The 17,829-nt window shown below is 69.6% G+C and carries 16 protein-coding genes; 7 read left to right on the top strand and 9 right to left on the bottom strand.

What is annotated here, in order from left to right:
* Nucleotides 1-21: 21 nt before the first annotated feature.
* From FB471_RS11785 to FB471_RS11775, 3 genes are all read right to left on the bottom strand, one after another.
* Complete coding sequence (locus FB471_RS11785; RefSeq protein WP_141997779.1) at nt 22-1,149, bottom strand: trypsin-like serine protease; 1,128 nt, start codon at nt 1,147-1,149, stop codon at nt 22-24.
* 30 nt (nt 1,150-1,179) lie between these two features.
* Nucleotides 1,180-2,901, bottom strand: coding sequence for a PKD domain-containing protein (locus FB471_RS35480; protein WP_141997777.1), 1,722 nt, complete (start codon nt 2,899-2,901; stop codon nt 1,180-1,182).
* Nucleotides 2,902-3,087: 186 nt separating this feature from the next.
* On the bottom strand, nt 3,088-4,059 hold the full coding sequence (locus FB471_RS11775; RefSeq protein ID WP_141997775.1) for a hypothetical protein: 972 nt from the start codon (nt 4,057-4,059) through the stop codon (nt 3,088-3,090).
* Between the two features lie 245 nt (nt 4,060-4,304).
* On the opposite strand from FB471_RS11775, the gene FB471_RS11770 reads away from it, so the two are divergent.
* Nucleotides 4,305-6,236: an acyl-CoA dehydrogenase family protein gene (locus FB471_RS11770; protein ID WP_141997773.1), complete on the top strand. Its 1,932-nt coding sequence runs from the start codon at nt 4,305-4,307 to the stop codon at nt 6,234-6,236.
* Nucleotides 6,237-6,345: 109 nt separating this feature from the next.
* The gene (locus tag FB471_RS34090; protein WP_170220636.1) at nt 6,346-6,519 is read left to right on the top strand and encodes an AMED_5909 family protein; all 174 of its coding nucleotides are present in this window, start codon (nt 6,346-6,348) and stop codon (nt 6,517-6,519) included.
* 11 nt (nt 6,520-6,530) lie between these two features.
* Here FB471_RS34090 and trhA read toward each other — a convergent pair whose 3' ends face one another.
* On the bottom strand, nt 6,531-7,217 hold the full coding sequence (trhA, locus tag FB471_RS11765; RefSeq protein WP_141997771.1) for a PAQR family membrane homeostasis protein TrhA: 687 nt from the start codon (nt 7,215-7,217) through the stop codon (nt 6,531-6,533).
* Nucleotides 7,218-7,303: 86 nt separating this feature from the next.
* Between trhA and FB471_RS11760 the strand changes: the two genes are divergently transcribed.
* Entirely contained in the window at nt 7,304-8,080 is a 777-nt protein-coding gene (locus tag FB471_RS11760) for an isoprenyl transferase (protein WP_141997769.1), read from the top strand.
* A gap of 53 nt (nt 8,081-8,133) precedes the next feature.
* Here FB471_RS11760 and FB471_RS11755 read toward each other — a convergent pair whose 3' ends face one another.
* Entirely contained in the window at nt 8,134-8,394 is a 261-nt protein-coding gene (locus tag FB471_RS11755; RefSeq protein WP_141997767.1) for a hypothetical protein, read from the bottom strand.
* 672 nt (nt 8,395-9,066) lie between these two features.
* Between FB471_RS11755 and phoH2 the strand changes: the two genes are divergently transcribed.
* Entirely contained in the window at nt 9,067-10,413 is a 1,347-nt protein-coding gene (gene phoH2 / locus FB471_RS11750) for an RNA 5'-3' helicase PhoH2 (protein WP_142001800.1), read from the top strand.
* Nucleotides 10,414-10,467: 54 nt separating this feature from the next.
* Here the strand turns inward: phoH2 and FB471_RS11745 are convergent, their stop codons facing one another.
* The 3 genes from FB471_RS11745 to guaB1 form a co-directional block, all read right to left on the bottom strand.
* On the bottom strand, nt 10,468-11,241 hold the full coding sequence (locus FB471_RS11745) for an ABC transporter permease (RefSeq protein WP_141997764.1): 774 nt from the start codon (nt 11,239-11,241) through the stop codon (nt 10,468-10,470).
* Nucleotides 11,238-12,212 carry an ABC transporter ATP-binding protein gene (locus tag FB471_RS11740; protein ID WP_141997762.1) on the bottom strand — a complete coding sequence of 325 codons (975 nt, stop codon included), beginning with the start codon at nt 12,210-12,212 and terminating at the stop codon, nt 11,238-11,240. The genes FB471_RS11745 and FB471_RS11740 overlap by 4 nt, the downstream gene beginning before the upstream one ends.
* A 70-nt stretch (nt 12,213-12,282) precedes the next feature.
* Nucleotides 12,283-13,722 (bottom strand): GMP reductase, encoded by a 1,440-nt coding sequence (gene guaB1, locus FB471_RS11735; RefSeq protein ID WP_141997761.1) that lies wholly within the window; start codon nt 13,720-13,722, stop codon nt 12,283-12,285.
* A gap of 494 nt (nt 13,723-14,216) precedes the next feature.
* On the opposite strand from guaB1, the gene FB471_RS11730 reads away from it, so the two are divergent.
* Both FB471_RS11730 and FB471_RS11725 read left to right on the top strand, forming a co-directional pair.
* On the top strand, nt 14,217-15,353 hold the full coding sequence (locus FB471_RS11730; protein ID WP_141997759.1) for a PrpF domain-containing protein: 1,137 nt from the start codon (nt 14,217-14,219) through the stop codon (nt 15,351-15,353).
* Nucleotides 15,350-16,741, top strand: a complete 1,392-nt coding sequence (locus FB471_RS11725; RefSeq protein ID WP_141997757.1) for an MFS transporter — start codon at nt 15,350-15,352, stop codon at nt 16,739-16,741. The genes FB471_RS11730 and FB471_RS11725 overlap by 4 nt, the downstream gene beginning before the upstream one ends.
* A gap of 22 nt (nt 16,742-16,763) precedes the next feature.
* Here FB471_RS11725 and FB471_RS11720 read toward each other — a convergent pair whose 3' ends face one another.
* On the bottom strand, nt 16,764-17,387 hold the full coding sequence (locus FB471_RS11720) for an MBL fold metallo-hydrolase (RefSeq protein WP_141997755.1): 624 nt from the start codon (nt 17,385-17,387) through the stop codon (nt 16,764-16,766).
* A gap of 54 nt (nt 17,388-17,441) precedes the next feature.
* On the opposite strand from FB471_RS11720, the gene FB471_RS11715 reads away from it, so the two are divergent.
* Nucleotides 17,442-17,756, top strand: coding sequence for a hypothetical protein (locus FB471_RS11715; protein WP_141997753.1), 315 nt, complete (start codon nt 17,442-17,444; stop codon nt 17,754-17,756).
* Nucleotides 17,757-17,829 lie beyond the last annotated feature (73 nt).

Here is a 17,829-nt window from a genome sequence, read left to right as displayed (position 1 = left end):
CTCCCCCAGCACGGGGGCGGGCTAGCTGCTGAAGCAGAAGCCCTGGCTGGTGCCGAAGGCCCAGCATTGGATGGTGCGGTTGGTGGTGGCGGTGTTGCCGTTGTTGTCGGTGACGGTGAGGGTTGCGGTGTAGGTGTCGGTTTGGCTGGGGTAGGTGTGGGTGGTGGTGGTTCCGTTGCCGGTGGTGCCGTCGCCGAAGTTCCAGGCGTAGGTGGTGATGGTGCCGTCGGGGTCGGTGGATGCGGTGGCGTCGAAGGCGCAGTCGAGGGACTGGCAGTTCACGGTGAAGCTCGCCGTGGGCTCCTCGCCCTCACCGGGCGGGTCAGGTGAGTCGCCGATCTGCTCGTTCGCCCAGTCGCCCAGCACGCTGTGCATCCGCGCATGCGCGTCGTAGGAGGCGCAGTCGGTGCGCAGCCAGGAGAACACGCCGTAGATCCTGCCGTCATGCAGCCAGGGGCCGCCGCTGTCGCCGCGGCACAGGCCGGTGCGTCCGTCCCCGTACCCGCTGCACATCATGTACCTGGGGTCGTAATGGAAGTTGATGTTCTTGCAGTTCTGCCCTTCCACGGTCGGCAGGGTCGTCTTGTAGAGCCGGGTGTTCCGCTCGTTGTCGTCCTTGTCGGTCATGCCGTAGCCGACCGTGGTTCCCTCGGTGCCCAGCGGCAGCGAGTCGCCGGAGTCCGCGATCTCGGGGTAGGCCATCCCCTCCGGTGTCGGGATGTCGGTCTCGGTGAAGATCACCGCGACGTCGTGCCCGGTCCGCCAGCCGTCGTTGGGGTTGTAGTCGGGGTGTACGCGGTACTCCTCGATCTCGATCCGGGTCCCCTCGCCGGTGTTCGCGAGGTCGTCCCGGCCGTAGATCAGATACTTGGGCTCACCCTGGGCGAACTTGCAGTGTGCCGCGATCAGCACGGCACGCTCGGCGACCACCGAGCCGGTGCAGGACTGTTCGGCGTCCCTGGCTCCGCCGGTGCGGTGTTGCGAGATGATGAACGGGAACTCCGACACCGTGGCCGGTGTCCCGTTGATCACCTGTGGGGTCGCTCCCGGGCTCTCGGATCCGGGCGGGTCGGCGAGGGCGGGCGGCGCAATGGACGCCAGCCCGATCGCCAACCCCGCTGTGCACAGGGCCTTCGTGATTCGCTTCATGGATTTTCCTTTGCAGGGTTTCAGGCGGGTTCAGTGGCTGAAGCAGAAGCCCTGGCTGGTGCCGAAGGCCCAGCATTGGATGGTGCGGTTGGTGGTGGCGGTGTTGCCGTTGTTGTCGGTGACGGTGAGGGTTGCGGTGTAGGTGTCGGTTTGGCTGGGGTAGGTGTGGGTGGTGGTGGTTCCGTTGCCGGTGGTGCCGTCGCCGAAGTTCCAGGCGTAGGTGGTGATGGTGCCGTCGGGGTCGGTGGATGCGGTGGCGTCGAAGGCGCAGTCGAGGGACTGGCAGTTCACGGTGAAGCTCGCCGCAGGCTCCTGCCCACCGCCCGGCTCGCCGACGCGCACCTGCCGCGTGGCCGTGTCGGTGTTGCCCTCGTCGTCGGTGACGGTGAGCTCGACCGAGTAGGTGCCCTTCTCGGCGTAGGTGTGCTCGGGGGTCCGGCCGTCGCCGGTGGTGCCGTCGCCGAAGTCCCAGGCGTAGGAGCTGATGGAACCGTCCGGATCCGACGAGTTGGCGGCGTCGAAGGTGCAGGTCAGAGACTCGTCAGGGCAGGAGGCGGTGAACTCGGCGGTCGGGTCGCCCGGGGGCTGGGAACCGTCGTTCGGCACGTACAGCAGCTTGTTGGGGGTGTCGCCGGAAAGCCCGGACAGCTTGCCGGTGCTCGCGTTGTCCATGATCCACGAGTGCAGCTGCGCCGAGCTGCTGCCCGGGGCGTCGTGCAGCCGTAGCGCCATCGCGCCGGCCACATGCGGTGCGGCCATCGAGGTACCGCTGAGCGTGCCGTAGGAGGAGTCACTGCCGCGGAAGGCCGAGTCGATGTTCGTGCCCGGTGCGAACAGGTCCATACAGCGGCCGGCATTCGAGTCGAACCGGCGGGTGTCGTTGCTGGTGGAGTTGCCGACCTGGAGGGCGGAGGGAACCTGGCCGCCGGGCCCGTAGTCGCAGGCGTCGCCGCCGTTGTTCCCGGTGATCAGCGACCACTGCACACCCGAGGAGATCGAGTTCCGGATGGCGTTCACCGCGATATCCGGATCCCCGGTGTAGACGCTGAGGTTCGCCACCGCGGGCTGTTCGGCGTTCTTGGTGATCCACTCGGCCGCCTTGACCACGTCGACGTCCTCGCCGTAGCCGTCACAGCCCAGGACGCGGACCGAGACGAGGTCGACGGCCTTGGCGACGCCGCGGGTCTCGCCGCCGACGATGCCGGAGACGTGCGTGCCGTGGTTGTTGCAGTCCTCGCCGCCGTTGGGATCGGCATCCAGGTCGACACCGAACGAGGCCCGGCCGCCGAACTCCTGGTGGCTGTAGCGGATGCCGGTGTCCACGATGTAGACCGTCGTGCCCTCCCCGTCATTGGGGTAGGTGTAGCTGTCGTCCATGGGCCGGTCCCGCTGGTCGATCCGGTCCAGGCCCCAGTTCCGGGGGTTTTGCTGGGTGCCGCCGGGACCACCGATGCCGGCCCGGCCGCTCTGCCGCACCTCGGCCACCCCGGGATCGGCGGCGAGCCGCCGTGCCTGCCGTTCGGGCAGGTGCTCCACCACATAGCCCCGCATGGTCGCGGTGAGGACGGCGTCCAGCGTGCCCCCGTACTCCTCGACGAGGGCGTGCGTGGCCCGTTCGGTTCCCGCGGCCGACCGCGCGGCCTGGCTGTTCGCGGCCAGGGTGACCAGGTAGGTCCCCTCGACCGGACGGTCGGCGTTACTGACGACCGGTTCCTCCGGCTGTGCCGCCGTGGCGGTCACCGCCTGCGTCATCGCGAGTCCCGCACTCGCCGCGACAGCGAGCGTGGACGCGAGGGCGCGTGATTTCCACTTTCTCAATTTCGCCTCCTGCGATCAGGATTGTCACGGAGGACGGTAAGCGGGAGAACATCAGCGGAACAGACTCGTTAAATCGGTTCGTCAGTCGAGTCCGGCAATACTGTTAAACGGTTTTCCGGGTCAATTCACCAGGCCGGCGGCAGGCCAGTCCCACCGCATGCCGACGATCCCGGCGGGCAGGTCCCAGTCGGCGACCAGCGCGGTGTTCGACCCGCCGATCCACAGCTCGCGGCCGTTGCCCTCGGGCGCGGTCACGGTGCGCCGCTCGTACCGGCGGCAACGCGCCGGCACGGCGTCCGGTTCGAACCGCACCTGGAGGACGTACTCCTTGACCGGCTCGGGGAACCGGTGATCGTAGTTCACCATCGGAGCGCCCGGCGAGAAGTGCCACTCGTACTCCAGCAAGGCGGGCTCCCCTGCGTCCAGCATCCGGTCGAGGATCAGCTCGGCGGCGATCAGGCCGACCGGCCGGTCGGCCTGGACCCTGCCGGCCCGGCAGTACCGGACCCCGGCCAGCGTGGGCGGGTTCGCCGGGTCCTCGTGCGCCCAGTAGAGCACCCCACAGCGGGACACCCGGTCCACATTGGCCCGGACGAGCTCCCGCAGGTGGACCGACCGTGCGCGCCGTTCGCGGTCGATCGTGACACTGACCTGGGTGCTGATCCTGCTCACCACGCTGCGCGGGGGAGCCCCCACCGCGTTCAGCAGGTCGATCGGGCGGGAGTCGTGCCAGAGCATGGCCAGGTCCATGCTGCCGGGAACGTGCCCGACCCACCGCCCGCGTGGCCTGCGCGGGCCCAGTAACGAGACCAGCGAGTCGGCAGGCAGCTCGAACAGTTGCTCCAGCAGGCGCACCGCGCGCAGTGACCCGGCACGCTCCGGCCTGCTGCGCCCGCGGCGCCAGTAACTGAGCGTCGGTACGCTCACCCTCGCCCCGCGTTCGGCCAGCCAGACCTGGATCTCGTCCAGGGTGAATCCGCTGGATTCGATCGCCAGGTGCAGCGCGGAGGGGAACGGGCCGGTCCGAAGTGCCTGGCGCAGCTCGTCATGCAGGTGTTCGTCGGTGTTTCCGGTGAGTGCTCGAGCCGACATCACGCCTCCGCTGGTTGCCGCCGCCCACCTGACGTGGTTTGTCAGATCACGTTTAACACCCGAAACAGAATTGGCGGTACCGTCGATTTAACCGAACCGGAGCTCGTGGCTTCGTCGGCATAAACTAGGTATACGTATTCATCGACGAGGAGCTTGACCGCTCGCCGGGAGGTCTGTTCGGCCTGCGAGTCCGGTGCGGCTGCGGCACCCTGGACGGGAACATCGACTCGCATCGGAGGGGCAGGATGACGGCGACTCCCGAGGTCTCCGCCTCGGTCGATCCGAACGTGCTGACGGCCGTGCTGGACGGCAAGTGGGCTGGTGTCCGCAGGGCGATCCGCGCCGAGATGGCGGACACCCGCTTCCGGGACGCGTGTGACCTGGATGTGGAGCAGCACCGCGCGCAGGTGCTGGACCAGTTGCACGAGCTGGCGAGGAGCGGGCGGCCCCGGCTGGGGTTCTCGCCGGAGTACGGCGGCGGTGGCGACATCGGCGGGTCGCTCACCTCCTTCGAGATGCTCGCGTTCGGCGACCTGTCCCTGATGGTCAAGGCCGGTGTGCAGTGGGGCCTGTTCGGCGGGGCCGTGCAGTTGCTGGGCACCGCCGAACACCACGAGCGCTACCTGCGCCCGATCATGGATCTCGAGTTACCCGGCTGCTTCGCGATGACCGAGACCGGGCACGGGTCCGATGTGCAGCACCTGCGCACCACGGCGACCTACGATCCGGGTACCCAGGAGTTCGTGATCAACACGCCGGACCAGGCGGCGCGCAAGGACTACATCGGCAATGCCGCCAGGGACGGCCGGATGGCGGTGGTGTTCGCCCAGTTGATCACGGAAGGTGGCAGCCGTGGCGTGCACGCCTTCCTGGTGCCCATCCGGGACGAGCGGGGCCGGCCGTGCGCCGGCGTGCGCATCTCCGACTGTGGCCGTAAGGCCGGGCTGAACGGGGTGGACAACGGGCGGCTGGTCTTCGACGAGGTCCGGGTGCCGCGTACGGCGTTGCTGAACCAGTACGGCGACGTGGCCCCGGACGGGACGTACTCCAGCCCCATCGACAGCGACAACCGGCGGTTCTTCACCATGCTCGGCACGCTGATCCGCGGCCGGGTGAGCGTGGCGGGCAGCGCGGGCAGCGCCACCAAGCGGGCGCTGGCGATCGCCGTGCGTTACGGCGAGACGCGGCGCCAGTTCTGGCACCCGGACGGCCACGAGGTGGCGATCCTGGACTATCTGGCGCACCAGCGTTGCCTGCTGCCCGCGCTGGCCACCAGCTACGCGCTGCACTTCGCGCAGGAGGAACTGGTGGACGCGCTGGACGAGTTGCAGAGCGGCGGCAGCTACGACGAGCACCGGCAGCGGGAGCTCGAGTCCAGGGCCGCGGGTATCAAGGCGGTGGCCACCTGGCACGCCACCAGCACCATCCAGGCCGCGCGGGAGGCCTGCGGCGGCGCCGGTTACCTCGCGGAGAACCTGCTGCCCGTGCTGAAGGCGGACACCGATGTGTTCACCACCTTCGAGGGCGACAACACGGTGCTGTTGCAACTCGTCGCCAAGGGCCTGCTGACCAGCTACCGGGATCATTTCGAGGACCTCGGCACCATGGCCACCGCCCGGTTCGTCGCCGAGCAGTTCGTCGGCGCGGTCATCGAGCGCACGGCCGCCCGCAAGGTCATCGAGCGGCTGGTGGACGCCGCACCCGGCCGGGACGACGAGGACGCCCTGTTCGACCGTGGCTGGCAGCTGAAACTGTTCGAGGATCGCGAGGAGCACCTGCTCGACGGGGTCGCCCGCAGGCTCCGCCGCGCGGCATCCGACGACACCGACCCGTTCCGGGTGTTCAACGACGCCCAGGACCACGTGCTGCACGCCGCCCGCGCGCATATCGACCGGGTGGTGCTGGAGGCTTTCGTCGCCGGCATCGACCGCTGCGGCGACGCGGGCGCCCGCGCACTGCTGGAGCGGGTGTGCGACCTGTACGTCATGGCCAACGTGGAGGCCGACCGCGCCTGGTTCCTCGAGCACGGCAGGCTCAGCGCCAGCAGGGCCAAGGCCGTGGTCGCCGCCGTGAACGACCTGTGCCAGGAGTTGCGCCCCCAAGCCCGAACCCTGGTCGACGCTTTCGCCATCCCGGAGCAGTTCCTGGCCGCCCCAATGCTGTCCGAAGAGCCCTGAACGTGGCTTCCAGGACGTTGAACGGCTCAAATGTTCCGTTCGCGACGTTGACCGTCTCGAACGTGCCGTTCAGGGCATTGGCTCCCGGATACATCGCCAGCCAGATCTCGTGAGTGTCCTGATGCCGCCGCAGGACGCACCGCCCGTGGTGTGGCGGGAGTTCCACCGGCGTAGTGCGGCGGTGTACGCGATGATCGCCGAGGTCGACCGGGGACACCACCACGAAGCGCTGTACTGGGCGGGTCGCGGGCAACGCAAGGCGGAGGAACTCGCACGCCGGTAGCGAAGCCTCGGCTACGGGTACATCGCCAGCCAGATCGCGATGTAGTGGGAGATCGCGGCGAGCACGGTGCAGGCGTGGAAGAACTCGTGGTAACCGAAGGTCTGCGGCCAGTAGTCCGGCCAGCGTACGGCGTAGAACACGGCGCCGAGGGTGTAGAACAGCCCGCCGACCAGGAGCAGCACCAGCGCGGCGATCCCGGCGTTGGTGGCCAGCTCGGGCAGCACGAACACGGCCACCCAGCCCAACGCGACATAGATGGGCACGCCGAGCCAGCGGGGAGCGTTCGGCCAGAACAGCTTCATCGCCACCCCGGCGATCGCCCCGCCCCAGACCACGGCGAGCACGATGTAGCCCGTGGGCTGGGACATCACCAGCAGGGTGAACGGCGTGTACGTCCCCGCGATGAACAGGAAGATCATCGAGTGGTCGGCGCGCTTCATCCACTTGTATGCCGCCGGGCTCCAGATCCGGCGGTGATACAGCGCACTGACCCCGAATAGGCCGAGCACCGTCAGCCCGTAGACAGCGGTGGCCAGGCCCGCGAGGGCCGACACGGTGGACGAGGCGAGCGCGATCAGCACCGCCGCCCCGGCCACGCTGCCGAAGAACGACCAGAAATGGATGTGTCCCCGCAGGCGCGGGCGGCTGGACGCTGGATGAGGCTGGCCGGCCGGTGAGGTGTCGGTCGCTAGGCTCACACTCGCCAGGTTACGGGAACGCTGGCTTTCGTAGCCATGAAGTGGGGTGTGCCACCGCCACGCGCGGGTGCGTACGCTGCCGTGACGTGAGTCTTCGCTCGTTTCTCTCCGACGTCGTCTACAGCGTCTACGGACGGCGCTTGATCCAGCAGGCGGAGGGCCGCAACCCCCGCCACATCGCCATCATGCTCGACGGTAACCGCAGATGGGCACGGGAAGCGGGCTTTACCGACGTCAGCGACGGCCATCGGGTCGGGGCCAAGAAGATCGCCGACTTCCTGACCTGGTGCCGGGAGGCCGGGGTCGAGGTGGTCACCCTGTGGCTGCTGTCCACGGACAACCTGCGCAGGGCATCCGACGAGGTGGAGGCCCTGTTGGAGATCATTCCCGAGGTCGTGGACGAGCTGGCCAGGCCGGAGAATCCCTGGCGGGTGCGCATCGTGGGCGCGTTGGACCTGTTGCCCTCCGAGACCGCGGCCCGGCTGACCGGGGCGGCCGCGCGCACGGACAGCCGCAACGGGATGGCGGTGAACATCGCCGTCGGCTACGGCGGCCGGCAGGAGATCGCCGACGCCGTGCGCAAGTTGCTGCTCCACCACGCCGACGAGGGCACGCCGATCCGGGAATTGGCCAAGATTCTGGACGTCGACCACATTTCCGAGCACATGTACACCTCCGGCCAACCCGACCCGGACCTGATTATTCGGACCTCGGGTGAGCAACGATTGTCCGGTTTTCTGCTGTGGCAGTCGGCGCATTCGGAATTCTGGTTCACCGAGGCGTACTGGCCGGCCTTCCGCAGGGTCGACTTCCTGCGGGCGTTACGTGATTACGCGGTACGGCACCGACGTTACGGAGCGTAGAAAATACTGGTGGCCCGCGGGTCTCCTCCCGCGGGCCACCCGGTCAGCGACGGTCAGTCACCCAGCGGGTTCAGGATGAGGTGCGGAGTCCGCGCGATACCCGTGTAGGCGCCCGCCACCAGGGAGGCCGCGCCGTAGCCGAGTGCGGCACCACCCTCGATGAACTGGTGGTAGGCGTCCGAGAACGTGATGAACTCGTCCTGGTGCGTGCCTACGTCCGGCGTCTGAGCGGGGGCTGGCGCGGCGAACGCGGTGCCACCCGCCAGCATCAACGCTGCCGTGGTGGCGGTGACAATACCGGCCTTCTTCAGCACTTCGCACACTCCTAGATCGGGAATTGTGGCTACCGGAGCCACCGTCTCCGTGCGGTGTTTCCGATGACGTGGAAATTACCTCACGTTTGGCGCCGTGATAGTCCCGTTACACCATTGTGTGAGCCGAGATCGCGGTCGCTACACCCCTTCGGATAACTAGGCCGAAATGCCGCTGCGACAGGGTCTGCCGCGTGGTATCGGCCGTTTACCGACATGGCGGTAAACGGAAGGTCATCCGACTCGGCGACCTGTCATTCGAATGGGTGTTCAGGTAGTCGCCCGAATCTACCCAAGGTAGATCGTAGCCGGCTGTACACGGGGGGTCGATGTCCCGCGACTAACCGTGAGATGACGAATCGGCGAATCACCTGCCTGGCTGCCTGCATGATCGCCGTGTCACAGGTAGCTTCCGAGGTGATGGTCCGTGACCCATGCGGGCTGTCGCGGGAGGCCCTGGTCGTGGCAGTGCTACACGGAGCGGCGCAGCCGTTCAGACGCACGAGGGGGCCGGCACCAGGCCCTCGTGGTCGCGTCAGCTGACGCCTCGGCGATCGGCGGCGAGACCAGCCAGGGCGGTGCCCGGCCCAGCGAGTGCGGGCGTGGTGCCACGCCCACGAGGGAGATGCCGTGACTGCGCAGCGTTCGTCCCGCGAGGCCACCGGCCGTTCGTCGATCAGTGCCACGGGCACTGGGGAAGCCTCGATCTCATCCTCCGGCCAGCGTCACACCTACGTGCTGGACACCTCGGTTCTGCTCTCCGACCCCTGGGCGTTGGCCAGGTTCGCCGAGCACGCCGTGGTGCTGCCCTTGGTGGTGATCAGCGAGTTGGAGGCCAAGCGGCATCATCCGGAGCTGGGTTGGTTCGCCCGTGAGGCCCTGCGCACGCTGGATGACCTGCGGCGTACGTACGGCAGGCTGGATGCGCCGGTGCCGATCGGCGAGGAGGGCGGCACCTTGCACGTGGAGCTGAACCACTCCGATCCCACGGTGCTGCCGCCGGGGTTCCGGACCGACTCCAACGATCACCGCATCCTGGCCTGCGCGCTCAACCTCGCGGTCGAGCAGCACGTGGTGACGCTGGTCACCAAGGACATCCCGTTGCGGGTCAAGGCGGGAGCGGTCGGGCTGAACGCCGACGAGTACCGCGCGCAGGAGATCGTCTCCTCCGGGTGGACCGGTATGGCGGATCTCGACGTGCCGCAGGAGGCGCTGGACGGCCTGTTCAAGGACGGCACGATCGATCTCGCCGACTTCGGCCGCCCGGAGGCCGCCGAGCTGCCCTGCCACACCGGCCTGCGGCTGCTGGCGGGCACCTCCAGCGCGCTGGGCCGGATCACCGCGGACAAGCGGGTGCGGCTGGTACGCGGGGACCGGGAGGCCTTCGGGCTGCACGGCCGCTCCGCCGAGCAGCGGATCGCGCTCGATCTGCTGCTGGACAACGAGGTCGGCATCGTGTCCATGGGCGGAAGGGCAGGCACCGGCAAGTCGGCGCTGGCCATATGCGCCGGGCTGGAGGCGGTGATGGAGCGCCGGGCGCACCGCAAGGTGGTGGTGTTCCGCCCGGTCTACGCCGTCGGCGGGCAGGATCTCGGGTACCTGCCCGGCTCGGAGAGCGAGAAGATGCAGCCCTGGGCACAGGCGGTCTTCGACACCCTCGGCGCGCTGGTCAGCCAGAACGTGCTGGACGAGGTGTTCGACCGTGGCATGCTCGAGGTGCTGCCGCTGACCCACATCCGGGGGCGCTCCCTGCACGACTCGTTCGTGATCGTGGACGAGGCTCAGTCGCTGGAACGCAACGTGCTGCTCACGGTGCTCTCCCGGCTGGGCACGGCCTCCAGGGTGGTGCTCACCCACGATGTCGCGCAGCGGGACAACCTGCGGGTGGGCAGGCACGACGGGGTGTCCGCGGTGATCGAGAAGCTGAAGGGCCACCCGCTGTTCGCGCATGTGACCCTGAGCCGCTCCGAGCGTTCCCCCATCGCCGCCCTGGTCACCGAGCTACTCGAACACCACGGCTGAGCACACCTCTGCCGTGGGTGACCCGTTCGTCGCGGGTCACCCACGGCAGGTGGCTCAGTCGAGGGCGCGGCGGAGGAAGCCCTTGATGCCGATGGCGCCGAAGACGACGCAGGCGCCGAGGACGACCGGGACGTCCACCCAGAGCGGGATCGACTCGACGGTGTCGCCGAGCAGCAGCGAGCGCATGCCCTCACTGACGTAGGTCAGCGGGTTGATCGCGCACACCACCTGGAACCACTCCAGGTGCTCGAGCCCGTGCCAGGGGAACTGGGTCGACCCGGTGAACATCAGCGGCACCAGGATCACCGCGAACATGATGTTGATCCGGCGCGGCGACACCAGGGTGCCGACGGTCATCCCGATCGTGGCGCCGACCAGCGAGCCGAGCACGATCATGCCCAGCACCCCCGGCCACGCCGAGGCCGGCCAGTGCACACCCTCCAGGATCAGGAACCCGACCGGGATCATCAGCAACGCGGCCACGATCCCGCGCAGCGCCCCGAAGATCATCTTCTCGATCGCGACCAGCGGGATCGGCATCGGTGCCAGCAGCCGGTCCTCGATCTCCCTGGTCCAGGAGAAGTCCAGCACGAGCGGCATGGTGGTGTTCTGCAGGGCGATCAGGAAGCCGTTCAGCGCGACGATGCCGGGCAGCAGGATATGCACGAAGTTCTCGTCCACGTAGCCGATCCCGGTGAGCACCGTGCCGAAGATGAACAGCATGAAGAACGGCTGGATGACCACCTGGGCCAGGAACGGTCCCAGCTCGCGGCCGGTGACGAAGATGTCCCGCCACAGCACCGCGAAGAAGGTGCGCAGTGCCGTCATCGCAGCTCCCTCCCGGTCAGGTGGATGAACACGTCCTCGAGGCTGGGCGTGCCGATGGCGAGGTCACTGACCGCGCAGCCGAAGGAGTTCGCCGAGGTCAGTACCGAAGGCAGCACCGCGGCGGGTTCGTCGGCGGTGTAGAGCCGGAACTGGGCGAGCCCGCCGTCGGTGACCGAGGTGATCGGCTCGACCCGCTGCACCCCGGCTATGTCGGACAGTGCGGACTGCACGGTCGCGGAAGGGTGGCCGTCCAGGTGCACCGTCACGTTCAGCGTCGTGCTGCCGGGCAGTGAGCGGGTGAGCGTGGTCGGGGTGTCCAGCGCGAGCAACCTGCCGTGGTCGACGATGCCGACCCGGTCGCACAGCTTGGCCGCCTCCTCCATATCGTGCGTGGTGAGCACGATGGTGACCCCCTCGGAGCGCAGCTCGGCGACCCGCTCGTGCACGAACAGCCGCGCCTGCGGGTCCAGGCCGGTGGCGGGCTCATCCAGGAACAGCACCCTGGGCCGGTGCATCAGGGCGCGGGCGATCATCACCCGCTGCGACTGCCCACCCGAGACGAAGTCGACCCGGGCCTTCGCCGACTCGGCCAGCCCCATCCGGTCCAGGATCTCGTCCGCGCGCCGGATCCGCTCGGCCCGCCCCACCCCGTGATAGATGGCGTGGAACAGCAGGTTCTGCCGGATGTTCAGGGAACGATCCAGGTTGTTGCGCTGCGGCACCACCGCGAGCAACTGCCGGGCGGGGCCCGGCGCCCGCACCACGTCCACGCCGTGGAGCTGCGCCGTGCCCGAGGTCGGCCGCACCCGGGTGGTGAGCACGCCGACGGTCGTGGTCTTACCGGCGCCGTTCGGCCCGAGTAGGCCGAAAATCTCACCTTCCGGTACCGAGAAACTGAGACCGTCCACCGCGTTCGGCCCGTTACGCCGGTAACGTTTGACCACATCGGTCACGACTACTGCGTCATTCACCGGTCCAGGCTAGGCCGGGTCGCGACCGGACTGCCGCGGCGGGATTACCCCGGCGGCGAAATCCGGCATATCACCAGCCGGCCGGCAGTGGGCGGCCCTCGGCGAAACCGGCGGCCGACTGGATCCCGAGTACGGCGCGCTGGTGGAATTCCTCGAGCGTGCCGGCCCCGGCGTAGGTGCAGGCCGAGCGGACCCCCGCGCAGATCGAGTCGAGCAGATCCTCCACCCCGGGCCGGGTCGGGTCCAGTGCCATCCGGGACGAGGAGATGCCTTCCTCGAACAGCGCCTTGCGGGCACGATCGAACACGTTGTCCGTGCGGGTGCGTGCGCCGACGGCTCGCTTGGAGGCCATTCCGAAGGACTCCTTGTACGGCCTCCCGTGCTCGTCGTAGCGCAGGTCACCGGGCGACTCGTGGGTTCCGGCGAACCAGGACCCGACCATCGCCGCCGAGGCGCCCGCGGCCAGTGCCAGCGCCACGTCCCGCGGGTGCCGCACGCCGCCGTCGGCCCAGACGTGCCCACCCAGGTCCCTGGCCGCCGCCGCGCACTCCACGACCGCGGAGAACTGCGGGCGCCCGACGCCGGTCATCATCCGGGTGGTGCACATCGCGCCCGGCCCCACGCCGACCTTCACCACGTCGGCGCCCGCCTCGATCAGGTCGCGAGTGCCCTCGGCGGTCACCACGTTGCCCGCCACCACCGGCACGCCGGGGGACACCGACCGCACCGCCTTCAGCGCGGCGATCATCTTCTCCTGGTGGCCGTGCGCGGTGTCCACCACGAGCATGTCCACCCCGGCGCCGAGCACGGACTCGGCCTTCGCCGCGACATCGCCGTTCACCCCGATCGCCGCGGCGATCCGCAGCCGCCCCCCGGTGTCGGTCGCCGGCGTGTAGATCTCCGACCGCAGCGCGGCGACCTCGGTGAGCACCCCGGCCAGCCTGCCCTCGGCGTCCACCCCGAGGGCGAGCCTGCCCCCGTGCGCGTGCAGCCGCTCGAACACCTCCCGGGGCGGGGTGTCCAGCGGGCAGGTCAGCGGCTCCGGGTCGGCGACCTCCATCAGCCTGGCGAAGCGGTCCACCCCGGTGCAGGCGGCCTCGTCCACCACGCCCACCGGGCGGCCCACCGCGTCGACCAGCACGATCGCGCCGTGTGCGCGCTTGCCCAGCAAGTTCAGCGCGTCGGCGACGGCGTCGCCGGGGGTCAGCACCAGCGGGGTGTCCCAGACCGGGTGGCGCTCCTTCACCCAGGAGCCGATGTCCGCCAGCGCGACGGGGTCGACGTCCTGCGGCAGCACCACCAGGCCACCCCGCCTGGCGACCGTCTCGGCCATCCGCCTGCCGGCGACGGCGGTCATGTTCGCGACGACGACAGGGATGGTCGCGCCACTGCCGTCGGCGGTGGAGAGGTCCACGTCGAAGCGTGACTCCACGGCCGAACGGTTGGGCACGAGGTACACGTCGTCGTAGGTCAGGTCGTGGGCGGGCCGGTGGCCATCGAGAAAGCGCACGAGACCCCAGGTTACACCCCGCCCGGCCGGTGCGGAGCCCGCGGCCGGGACATTTGTTGGCGAGCCCACCATTTGTGTGGGGCGGTAGCGTCGAAAAATTAACGGAATCCTAATTTGGATACAAGAACGGGCGAGTACGATATTGTTGCCGTCCACAACGGATTGATGGCTTGGTGATATCGCTCAAGCGGGTCATGCTGAACCGGCACCGATTCCGGTAGTCTGCGGCTGAGTTCGGCAAATCGGACAATATCCTGTCTCGAGGGTTGTGCACAATTCAGGCGACGGGGGTCACCCGGAGCTTGCGGAGGATGGCTCGTTGCGCCTGAATGCGAGACGACGGGCGGGCGACGGTCGTGCCTCCCGCTGTGCAGAACCCTCATTGCATAGGACTTGTAGCTGTTACGCTCCCGGACTGCCCCGGTGTCGCGGCGGTCACCTGCTTTTTGGCAACCCGGTCACGAGTCTTCGTGCTGCGATTTTTGGGACGTTCTATGGGTAGGTTGTACAGGGATTCCCTCGCGGTTCCGGCAACACTGGTACGCGGTGGGACGAGCAAGTGCTGGCTGTTCGACGTGGCGGACATATCCGGGGTATCCGGGCGAAAGGCCGGTGTGGACGAGGTGCTCGCCGCCGCGTTCGGCGCGCGGGACTCCGATCAGATCGACGGCGTGGGCGGCGCGACCTCGACCACGTCCAAGGCAGCCATCATCGGCCCCTCCGCCGCACCCGGAATCCAGGTGGACTACACCTTCGGGCAGGTGGGCATCGGCGACGAGCGGGTGGAATGGGGCAGCAACTGCGGCAACTGCGCCACCGCCGTCGGGCTGCACGCGGTGCGGTCCGGGCTGGTCCCGGCGGAACCCGGGCGGACCCGGGTGCGGATGCGTAACACCAACACCGGTGGCCGGATCGACGCCGTGGTGGCCACCCCCGGCGGCCGGGTGCCCGCCCACGGGGACACCCTGGTGCCCGGGGTCACCTCCCCGGGGGTGCGGGTCGAGCTGGAGTTCCTCGACCCGGTCGGCGGCACCACCGGAACCCTGCTGCCCAGCGGGAACGCGGTGGATGAGCTCGCGAGCGGCGAGGCCACGCTGGTGGACGCCGGCGCGCCCGCCGCGCTGGTCGACGCCGCCTCGATCGGCCTGACCGGCACCGAGAGCGTCGCCGAGTTCGCCGCCCGGCTGCCCGAACTGCTGCCGCTGCGGCGCGCGGCTGCCCTCCGGATGCGGCTGGCCGGGCCCGGCGACCCGGTCGACCACGCGGTGCCCAAGCTGGGCGTCATCGGCCCGCCCCGGGACTACCGCACCGGCGGGGGAACCCCGGTCGAGGCCGCCGACTACGACCTCGCCGTGCGGATGGTCTCCATGCACACACCGCACCCGGCGATCGGGCTGACCTCGATGGTGGCGGTGCTGGCCGCGGCCACCGAGCCGGGCAGCGTGGTACGCCGCCACCTGGCGGGGGGCGCGGGGCCGGTGCGCCTGGGTACCCCGGCCGGGGTGGTGACCGGCACGCCCGTCCTCGACGGCGGCGGCAGGCTGGTGGCGGTGAGCCTGGTCCGGTCGGCACGGGTGATCGCGGCGGCGACCATCTTCGTGCCCCGGCACGCCGGGGCCGGTGCGGCATGACGATCACCGGCCCCGCGCGGCCCTCCACCGCGGCGCCCGCCGGCGGGTTCGGTCCGCGGTTCCTCGTCCCGCTCGTACTCGGCACCCTGCTCAACGCGATCAACTCCTCGATGATCGCGGTCACGCTGGCCCCGATCGGGCACGACCTGGGTGCCGGCGCCGCCGAGACGGTGTGGCTGGTGACCGTGCTCTACCTGGCCACGGCGGTGGCGCAGCCGGTGATGGGCAGGTTGGTGGACCGGTGCGGCGCCCGGCGGGTGCTGCTCACCGGCCTGTGGCTGGTGTGCGGCGCGGGCGTGCTCGGCACGCTGGCGGGATCGCTGCCGATGCTCATCGCGGTGCGGGTGCTGCTCGGCCTCGGCACCGCGACCGGGTTCCCCGCCGCGATGGCCATCGTCCGGGCCAGGGCGAACACCCTCGGGGTCGCCGTGCCCGGCGGGGTGCTCGCCACGCTGGCCACCTCCACGCAGGCCAGCATGGCGATCGGCCCGACGCTGGGCGCCCTGCTCGCGGCGGTCGCGACCTGGCGGGCGACCTTCGCGGTGAACGTGCCGATCGCGCTGCTCGGCATCGTGCTTGCGGTGCGCTGGCTGCCCGCGGACGGCCCGCGCACCCGCTCGGCACGCGAGCGGGTCGACGTCACCGGGGTGGTGCTGTTCGCCGTCGCGCTGGTGGCCCTGCTGCTGTTCATGCTGCGTCCGGAGCAGGCGCTGTGGCCGTCCCTGGCCGTGGGGCTGCTGCTGTCCGGTGCGCTGGTCTGGTGGGAGTTGCGTGCCGCGGACCCGTTCCTCGACCTGCGTGCCCTCGGCGGCAACGGCCCGCTGGTGGCGACCTACCTGCGGCAGGCCCTTGCCTACCTGGCGATCTACGCCTTCCTGTACGGGTACCCGCAGTGGCTGGCCCAGTCCGACCGGCTGCCGGAGACCACCATCGGCCTGGCGTTGCTGCCGATGTCGGTCACCACGGTCACCCTGTCCGCGCTCGGCACGCGGCTCGGGCTCGGCGTGTGGAGCAGGCTGCTGCTCACCGGCGGGGCGCTGTTCGCGGGCGCGCTGGCGCTGCTGCTCACCGGTGCCGGTACCGCGATGTGGCTGCTGGTGGCGATCGGCTTCCTGTTCGGCGTCGGCCAGGGGCTGAGCACGGTGGCCAACCAGACGGCGCTGTACGTGCAGGCGCCCGCGGAGCGGATCGGCACGCTGAGCGGGCTGTTCCGGACCTCGCAGTACCTCGGCGCCCTGGCCTCGACCAGCGTGATCGCGTTGTCCTTCGGGGAGCGGGCCACCGACTCGGGCCTGGGCACACTGGCGCTGGTGCTACTGGTGACCGCCGCGCTGCTGCTGTGCGTCACCGGGGTGGACCGGGGGCTGCGCCGGGTGCCCACGCACTGAGTGAGTGGAGGCCCGCCGCGGTTCAGGGCGCGGCCCATTCCGCGGAGTTCTCCCGCTCCGCGGCGATGCTGGTTCGCTCGCCGTGCCCGGTGTGCACGACCGTGCCGTCGGGCAGCGCGAACAACCTGTCCCGGATGGACTCCAGGATGGTCGGGTAGTCCGAATAGGACCGTCCGGTGGCGCCGGGGCCGCCGTGGAACAGCGTGTCTCCTGTGAACACGGCGTCCAGCCGCGCGGCGTAGAGGCATACCGCGCCCGGCGCGTGCCCCGGGGTGTGCAGCACGGTCAACTCGGTGCCGGCGATGGTCAGCACCTGGCCGTCGGAAAGCGGCGCGTCCGGGGAGCGCTGCGGGTGGGTGAGGTCCCACAGCTCCAGGTCGTCCGGATGCAGCAGGATCGGTGCGTTGGTCAGCCGCGCCAGTTCCGGTGCCGCGTTGACGTGGTCGTTGTGCGCATGGGTGCACACGATGGCGCGCACCGCCCGGCCGTCCACGGCCGTCAGGATGGCCTGCGCGTCATGCGCGGCGTCGATCACCAGCACCTCGTGGTCGTCACCGAGCAGCCACACGTTGTTGTCCACCTCCCAGCTACCGCCGTCGAGCTGGAAGAAGCCGGAGGTCACCACATTCTGCACTATCGCTGCCATGCTCCGACTGTAACCGCCGCGCCGGTGCCCCGCGCTGCCGTAGAGTTGCCCGCCATGAGGCGCGGGACGCGACGGATCATCGGTGCGCTGGCCGTCGGGCTGGCGTTGACATTGGGTGCCTGCGGGAGTGACGAGCCGGAACGGACCGAGGTCGTCGCCAAGATCAAGAGTATGGGCGGGTTCGCGGACGCGCCGGAGGCGACCGTGGGATGCATCGCCGACTGGCTGATGGGCCATGCCGCCGCGGAGGACCTGGCCGCGTTCGTGGCGGGAGAGCGAGACGACCAGAGCCTCGAGTGGCTCACCAGGGACGAGCGATCCCAGCAGGCGGTACTCGACTGTCTCAAGGGTGCGACCGAGGCCCGGTAGGTAGTCCGGAGCAGCGTGCCCTGCTGTTGCCGGCGGTCTCATGGTTGAAGATCGATCGGCCATTCGGCGCTAT

It is taken from the genome of Amycolatopsis cihanbeyliensis (assembly GCF_006715045.1).
Taxonomy (GTDB): Bacteria; Actinomycetota; Actinomycetes; order Mycobacteriales; family Pseudonocardiaceae; genus Amycolatopsis; species Amycolatopsis cihanbeyliensis.
The sequence above is the reverse complement of the archived record's forward strand: the minus strand, read 5'-3'. Positions and strand labels throughout refer to the sequence as shown.